This is a genomic window from Bradyrhizobium sp. YR681 (assembly GCF_000282615.1).
GTDB lineage: Bacteria > Pseudomonadota > Alphaproteobacteria > Rhizobiales > Xanthobacteraceae > Bradyrhizobium.
Map to the genome: position 1 here is coordinate 1 of NZ_AKIY01000344.1, position 6,653 is coordinate 6,653.

The following is a 6,653-nucleotide window of genomic DNA, read 5'->3' on the forward strand; positions in this document are numbered from 1 at the left end:
CGCCCGACATCTTCATGTCGATGGTGCAGAACGGCTACCCGCCGGTCTACCGGCACAAGAGTTTTGAATTTGGCGAGAGCAAGAGTGAAGGCAGCTGGATCTCCCAGCACGTCCATATCGTCGACGCCAACGGCGAAGCGTGGGAGGCGCTCTACACGCTCGAGCAGCAGGGCGATGGCAGCTACAAGATCACCGGCTGCTCGTTGCTGAAGGTGGGACGGGAGGTTTAGGTGGCAAAGCCCGGCCCGGTCCTCACCGAATTGATCCGCGACCGGATCAGCAGTGTCACGACGATGCCGATATTGACGACGTTCCAGGCGATGCCATTGGCGAAGGCGGCCGCATAGGAGCCGGTCGCGTCGAAGATGACGCCCGACACCCAGCCGCCGAAGGACATGCCGAACACCGAGGCGAAGATCACGATGCCGACGCGGGTTGCCGCCTCGCCTGCCGGCATCGCCTCGCGCACGATGATGGCGTAGCTCGGCACGATGCCGCCCTGGAACAGGCCGAACATCGCCGAGATCAGATAGAGCGAGGTGAGGCTGTCGAAGAACAGGTAGAAGAACAGCGCGAAGCCCTGCGCCACCGATCCGACCAGCAGCGTGCGAATGCCGCCGATCTTGTCGGCGAGGTAGCCCGAGCCGATGCGGCTGACGACACCGCAGGCCATCATCAGCGACAGCATCTCCGCGCCGCGCGCCACGCCGAAACCGAGATCGCCGCAATAGGCGACGATGTGGACCTGGGGCATCGCCATCGCCACGCAGCAGGCGATGGAGGCGATCGAGAGCAGCACCGTCAGGGTGTTGGTGGACAGCTTGAGATCGACCCGAGGCGGCGGCGCATTGGCGTGATCGCCAACCTTGTCGTGCCCCATCTGTGCGCGCAGGACCAGCACCAGGATGCTCATCAGGCTCACGCAGACGATCGCGATCGCGATATGGGTCATGCGCCAGTTCGCGGTCTGCACGCCCCAATTTATGAGCGGCGGCCAGATCGTGCCGGCAACGTAATTGCCGCTCGCGACGATGGTCACGGCCAGCCCGCGGTAGCGCTCGAACCAGTGCGAGGCCTCAGCCATCAGCGGCGCGAAGGTCGCCGACGTGCCGAGGCCGATCAGGAAGTACGCGGCAACGAACTGCCAGAGCATGCTCGAGAGCCCCGCCAGCACATTCGCGACGCCGAGGAAGGCGATGCTGATGGCCATCGCCGGCACGATGCCGAACCGGTCCGTGATCCTGCCGGCGATCACGCCACCAAGCCCGAAGCCGAACATCATGAGGGTGAAGGCCAGCGACACCGCGCCGCGCGTGGCGGAGAATTCGGCCTGCACGACGGGAATCACCACCACGACCGCCCACATGCCGACGGCGCCGATCGAACCGATTACAAGCGCAATGACCAGCCGCACCCAGGCCTGACGCGAATCAGGGGTGAATGAGGCCGGTTTCTGCCCTGGGTGATTTGGTGCGTGCACGGCGCGGACCATGTTCGCCGATCGCCGCGGGGTCAAGCAACGTGACGATATATTGGGCATGCGCGGTGCACTGCGGTAAGAAGATGCTTGGCGAATTCACGCTTTGCCATTAGTTTGCAATCTGCGTGTGCAATCTTGCCGCGCGAGGAGCCTTATCGGCGGAATGCTGTTGCGATTGACGCGATCGATGCGGATCAGGGTGGGGCGGATCATCGCCCTCGCCTACCTGTTCTGCGTGCTCGCGCCGGCCGCAAGCCTGGCCTGGGGCACTGGTCCGGCCCCGTGCCTCGACGACGCGCTCCTCGCCGACCTCGTGCCGGTGCACCACCAGATGCCGGCCGGCCACATGCATGCCGGCGTGTCGCATGACCACGCCGCACCGCATGCGCATCACCAGACCGCCGCACAGGACGCTCCCGCTCCGCATCATCATGACGGCAAGGGCGCAGTCGGCCCGTGCTGCGCGATGATGTGCGCGAGCGCGCTGCCGGCCGATCTGCCCGTCGTCGCCAAGCCGGTTCAGCCGATCTCCGCCTGCGCGCCCGAGATCGTGGTCAGCCTGCACAGCGCCGCGCCGCCCCGGCACTACCGTCCCCCCATCGCCTGATCTGCCTCAACGACGTCAGGCCGCACGCGCATCCGCGCGCGCGAACCTGTGGTCTCACGACAGATCAGGGATGACTCATGCTCATGCTTTCCGGGGCGAAGTCCGCCGCCGCATCCGCGGCGCGTGGACGGCACACTCTATTCAATTGGCCGCTGCTGGCCGTGATTGCGCTCGCGCTGTCCGGCTGCATGCCGGCAACGACGCAGATTGCTGACGCCGATCCTGCCGACCCGGCGGCGAAGGTCGCACCTGTCGGCTATCGGTCGACCATTGCGCCCTACACCAGCCGACGGCCTGCGACGCCGGCGCCATGGCGCGACCGCAACGACGCCGTCACGCCGCAGCCGAAGCAAGACAGGTAGGAGCCGCGCCATGACACATCATCTTGCGCGGGGCCTGCTCGTGCTCACCGCGTTCGGGCTTTCGGCAGTAAGTCTTGCCGGCTGCATGGCATTCACGCCGGACGGCGGCATGACGACGGTCTCGGACCTGACCAGCCAGACCATCAACAAGGACGTCGCCTTCGTGCGAACCGCAGAGGGCGCGGAAGCCGTCAACGCGACCGTCCGCCGGTTGCTGGCGCGCCCGCTGACCGGCGAGACCGCCGTGCAGGTCGCACTGCTCAACAACAAGGGGCTGCAGGCCGCCTATAACGAACTGGCGCTGGCCGAAACCGAGATGGTGGAGCAGAGCCTGCCGCCCAATCCGGTCTTCTCGGTCTCCCGCATCTCGGGCAATGGCGCCAACGAGATCGAGCGCCAGGTGGTCGGCGACATCCTCGCCCTCGCGACGCTGCCGTTCCGCTCCGAGATCGCGCGCGAGCGTTTTCGTCAGGCGCAATTGCGCGCCGCGCTGGCGACGCTGCGGCTCGCCGCGGAAGTGCGCCGCGCCTATGTCGGCGCAGTCGCCGGCAACGAGATGGTGGTGTTGCTGACCGACGCAAAGGCGACGGCGGAATCGACCGCGCAGCTTGCGGTCAAGCTCGGCGAGACCGGCTCGATCAACAAGCTCGACCAGGCCCGCGAGCAGGTGTTCTATGCCGAGACCACCGCCGACCTCGCCACCGCACGGCAGGCCGCGACGAGCGCGCGCGAAAGGCTCGCGCGCCTGATGGGGCTGTGGGACGACGGCCTCGATTTCCGCCTGCCCAACCAGTTGCCGCCGCTGCCGCGCCGGCCGCAGGCGCTGCCCTCGATCGAAGCCGATGCAGTGGCCCATCGCATCGATCTTCAGATCGCGCGACTGGAACTGACGGCGCTGGCGAAATCGCTGAACCTCACCGAGGCGACGCGCTTCGTGACATTGCTCGATCTCGCCGGGATTTCCCGCCGCACCCAGGACCCCGAGGGCGCGCCGTTCCGCGAGCGCGGTTTCGACGTGCAGTTCCAGATCCCGATCTTCGACGGCGGCGAGGTTCGGGTGCGGCAGGCGGCGGAGACCTACAACCTCGCATTCAACCGCCTCACCGAGCGCGCTGTCAATGTTCGCTCGGAGGCGCGTGATGCCTATCGCGTCTATCGCTCGACCTACGACATCGCCAGCCATTACCAGCGCGAGATCGTTCCCTTGCGAAAAATCATCACCGAGGAGATGCAGCTGCGCTTCTCCAGCATGCAGGTCGACATCTTCGCGCTGCTGACCGAGGCGCGGCAGCGCCTGGCCTCGTTGCGGGGCGCGATCGACGCCAAGCAAAAATTCTTTCTCGCCCAGTCCGACTTGCAGACCGCCGTCAACGGCGGCGGCGCGCCTGTGTCCGGCGGCGACAATTCAACCACCATCGCCGCGGCGGCACCTGCCGATGGCGGCCATTGAGATGGAGAGCAGCATGTTTTCACGTCGAGGATTTTTGGGCAGCGCCGCGCTTGCCAGCGCATCGGCCATCAGCGGCCGCGTGCAGGCCGCCTCCATTCCGGAAGCACCCACCATGGACAAGGTGGTGATGCAGCCGCCGCTGCACCCGATCAGCGGCCCCGATTATCGCCCCGTGGTGACGCTGAACGGCTGGTCGCTGCCGTTCCGCATGAACGGCGACTGGAAGGAATTCCATCTCGTCGCCGAACCCGTGGTGCGCGAGTTCGCCGAAGGCATGAAGGTGAATTTGTGGGGCTATAACGGCCAGTCGCCGGGCCCGACCATCGAGGCGGTCGAGGGCGACAAGGTCCGCATCTTCGTCACCAACCGTTTGCCCGAATACACCACCGTGCACTGGCACGGCATGATCGTGCCGAGCGGCATGGACGGCGTCGGCGGACTGAACCAGCCGCATATCGAGCCGGGCAAGACCTTCGTCTACGAGTTCGAGATGAAGAAGAGCGGGACCTTCATGTACCACCCGCATTCCGACGAGATGGTGCAGATGGCGATGGGCATGATGGGCATGATCGTCGTGCATCCGCGCGATCAAAACTTCCGCCCGGTCGACCGCGACTACGTCTTCGTGATGAGCACCTACCGCGTCGATCCCGGCTCCTACCTGCCGCAGGTCAACGAGATGACCGACTTCAACATGTGGACCTGGAATTCGCGGGTGTTTCCCGGCATCGATCCCTTGCCGGTGCGGCTCGGCGACAAGGTCCGCGTGCGTATCGGCAATCTCAGCATGACCAACCATCCGATCCATCTGCACGGTCACAGCTTCGCGGTGACCTGCACCGACGGCGGCTGGATTCCGGAGAGCGCGCAATATCCGGAGACGACCACCGACGTCCCCGTCGGCGCCGTCAGGGTGTTCGACGTGCTCGCCGACAATCCCGGCGACTGGGCGTTCCACTGCCACAAATCGCACCACACCATGAACGCGATGGGCCACGAGGTGCGCACCCTGATCGGCGTGTCGCGCAAGGATCTCGCCAAGGCCGTCGGCAAGCTCGCGCCGGATGCCATGGCGATGGGCTCGACCGGCATGGCGATGGGCAGCATGGAGATGCCCGCGCCCGACAACACGCTGCCGATGATGACCGGCACCGGCCAGTTCGGCCCGATCGAGATGGGCGGCATGTTCACCGTGATGAAGATCCGCGAAGGCCTCGCCCGCGACGATTACCGCGATCCCGGCCCCTACAAATTCCCGCAAGGCACCGTCGCCTACGAAGTTACGCCACCGGCCGCAGAGCCGGCGCGACAGCAAGGAAGCGCCCCTCCGATGAAGAACATGAAGATGTGAGCGTTTCGATGAACCACCAACTGGAGAAGAAGAAGTTGACGATGAAGACGATCAAACTCGCCACCGCGCTGGCGGCGCTTTCAATCGCACCGGCTTTTGCCCACGAACAGCACGGGCATGAGTCCTTTTCGGCCGGCGAGCCGGGCGACCCCAAGAAGCCCGCCCGCACCATCGAGATCCTGATGAACGAGATGGACTACGCCCCCGCCAGGATCGAGGTCAAGCAAGGCGAGCAGGTCCGCTTCGTGCTGCGCAATGTCGGCAAGGAGGACCATGAATTCCTGCTCGCCACACCCAAGGAAAACCTCGCGCATGCCGAGGTGATGAAGAAGCATCCGCACATGGAGCACGACGAGCCCAACGGCGTACGGCTCGCGCCGAGCAAAACGGCCGAGATCCTCTGGAGGTTCACCAAGGCCGGCACGTTCGAATTTTCCTGCCTGATCCCCGGCCATCGCGACTACGGCATGGTCGGCCACGTCAACGTGAATTGAAGCGATGGAGAGACCCATGAAACAGATCACCCGTATCGCCGCAGCGCTCGCGCTGACACTCGGCCTGACCTTCGCCGCCGCGCAGGGCGCCTCGATCAGCGGCGAGGTCAAGAAGATCGACGAGGGCGCCGGCAAGATCACCCTCAAGCACGGGCCCGCCAAGAACCTCGGCATGGATGAGCCCATGACCATGGTCTACCGCGTCAAGGACCCCGCTCTGCTCAAGCAGGTGAAGGTCGGCGACAAGGTGACCTTCGAGGCCGAGGAGGCGCCGTCGGGGTACACGGTCACGAAGATGGAGAAGGCGAAGTAGGGCCATCCTGGTCGTTCCGGGCCCCGAAACACCCCGGTCTGACCTCCTGCCGCACCCTTCGTTAACCCTTTGCTAACCATACACCCGGCAAGAATTGCCGGGTGAAGTCGAGTGTCGTCAGCCGCGTAAAACGGGAGGTCCCCCGTGGACGCCAGTGCGGTGCCTCACTTTCGAAACGGCGGTCCTTCGGCCGCCGCGCAGACAATTGGGGCGCGCGGACGTCAGTCGCGCGGGGGAGCAGCTAGCATGGTCGACGTCACCGCGGGACAGGGCGTAGGCAGCACCAACGCCGGCTTCCCCACCCTTACCGAGATCGGCAACATCCTCAGGCGCGGCGATATCGCGCTGGCGCTCGGCGTCCTCACCATCCTGGTGGTGCTGATCCTGCCCCTGCCGGCGATCGTGCTGGACCTGTTCCTGGCGATCTCGATCACGCTCTCGATCCTGATCCTGATGACCTCGCTGTTCATCCAGGCGCCGCTGGAATTCTCCGCCTTCCCGACCGTCCTCCTGATCTCGACCATGCTGCGCCTGTCGCTCAACATGGCCTCGACCCGCCTGATCCTGTCGCACGGGCACGAGGGCACGGCGGCCGC

The 6,653-nt window shown here is 65.4% G+C and carries 9 protein-coding genes; 8 read left to right on the forward strand and 1 reads right to left on the reverse strand.

From position 1 onward, the window contains the following. On the forward strand, positions 1 to 230 hold a 230-nt coding region (locus PMI42_RS37045; protein WP_008145129.1), incomplete at its 5' end, for a DUF4864 domain-containing protein. On the opposite strand, the gene PMI42_RS37050 is transcribed toward PMI42_RS37045, so the two are convergent. After that, the gene (locus PMI42_RS37050; protein ID WP_008145131.1) at positions 227 to 1,492 is read right to left on the reverse strand and encodes an MFS transporter; all 1,266 of its coding nucleotides are present in this window, start codon (positions 1,490 to 1,492) and stop codon (positions 227 to 229) included. The genes PMI42_RS37045 and PMI42_RS37050 overlap by 4 nt on opposite strands. A 151-nt stretch (positions 1,493 to 1,643) precedes the next feature. Between PMI42_RS37050 and PMI42_RS37055 the strand changes: the two genes are divergently transcribed. The 7 genes from PMI42_RS37055 to PMI42_RS37085 all read left to right on the forward strand — a co-directional run. Further along, positions 1,644 to 2,087, forward strand: coding sequence for a hypothetical protein (locus PMI42_RS37055; protein WP_008145133.1), 444 nt, complete (start codon positions 1,644 to 1,646; stop codon positions 2,085 to 2,087). A gap of 77 nt (positions 2,088 to 2,164) precedes the next feature. Next, the gene (locus PMI42_RS37060; protein ID WP_008145136.1) at positions 2,165 to 2,449 is read left to right on the forward strand and encodes a hypothetical protein; all 285 of its coding nucleotides are present in this window, start codon (positions 2,165 to 2,167) and stop codon (positions 2,447 to 2,449) included. A gap of 10 nt (positions 2,450 to 2,459) precedes the next feature. After that, a complete protein-coding gene (locus PMI42_RS37065; RefSeq protein ID WP_008145138.1) occupies positions 2,460 to 3,899 on the forward strand; it encodes a TolC family protein in 1,440 nt (479 codons plus the stop codon). Between the two features lie 13 nt (positions 3,900 to 3,912). Further along, positions 3,913 to 5,250 (forward strand): multicopper oxidase family protein, encoded by a 1,338-nt coding sequence (locus PMI42_RS37070; RefSeq protein ID WP_085969992.1) that lies wholly within the window; start codon positions 3,913 to 3,915, stop codon positions 5,248 to 5,250. Positions 5,251 to 5,258: 8 nt separating this feature from the next. Continuing rightward, positions 5,259 to 5,744: a cupredoxin domain-containing protein gene (locus PMI42_RS39845; RefSeq protein WP_008145141.1), complete on the forward strand. Its 486-nt coding sequence runs from the start codon at positions 5,259 to 5,261 to the stop codon at positions 5,742 to 5,744. A gap of 16 nt (positions 5,745 to 5,760) precedes the next feature. Beyond that, positions 5,761 to 6,057 carry a copper-binding protein gene (locus PMI42_RS37080; protein ID WP_008145143.1) on the forward strand — a complete coding sequence of 99 codons (297 nt, stop codon included), beginning with the start codon at positions 5,761 to 5,763 and terminating at the stop codon, positions 6,055 to 6,057. A 246-nt stretch (positions 6,058 to 6,303) separates the two neighbouring features. Continuing rightward, a partial coding sequence (locus tag PMI42_RS37085) for an FHIPEP family type III secretion protein (protein WP_008145145.1) occupies positions 6,304 to 6,653 on the forward strand: 350 nt, incomplete at its 3' end.

Excerpts from the sequence above, each read along its gene's own strand:
- PMI42_RS37050 (WP_008145131.1), bottom strand. The coding sequence starts at position 1,492 with ATGGTCCGCGCCGTGCACGCACCAAATCACCCAGGGCAGAAACCGGCC.
- PMI42_RS37055 (WP_008145133.1), top strand. The coding sequence starts at position 1,644 with ATGCTGTTGCGATTGACGCGATCGATGCGGATCAGGGTGGGGCGGATC.
- PMI42_RS37060 (WP_008145136.1), top strand. The coding sequence starts at position 2,165 with ATGCTCATGCTTTCCGGGGCGAAGTCCGCCGCCGCATCCGCGGCGCGT.
- PMI42_RS37065 (WP_008145138.1), top strand. The coding sequence starts at position 2,460 with ATGACACATCATCTTGCGCGGGGCCTGCTCGTGCTCACCGCGTTCGGG.
- PMI42_RS37070 (WP_085969992.1), top strand. The coding sequence starts at position 3,913 with ATGTTTTCACGTCGAGGATTTTTGGGCAGCGCCGCGCTTGCCAGCGCA.
- PMI42_RS39845 (WP_008145141.1), top strand. The coding sequence starts at position 5,259 with ATGAACCACCAACTGGAGAAGAAGAAGTTGACGATGAAGACGATCAAA.
- PMI42_RS37080 (WP_008145143.1), top strand. The coding sequence starts at position 5,761 with ATGAAACAGATCACCCGTATCGCCGCAGCGCTCGCGCTGACACTCGGC.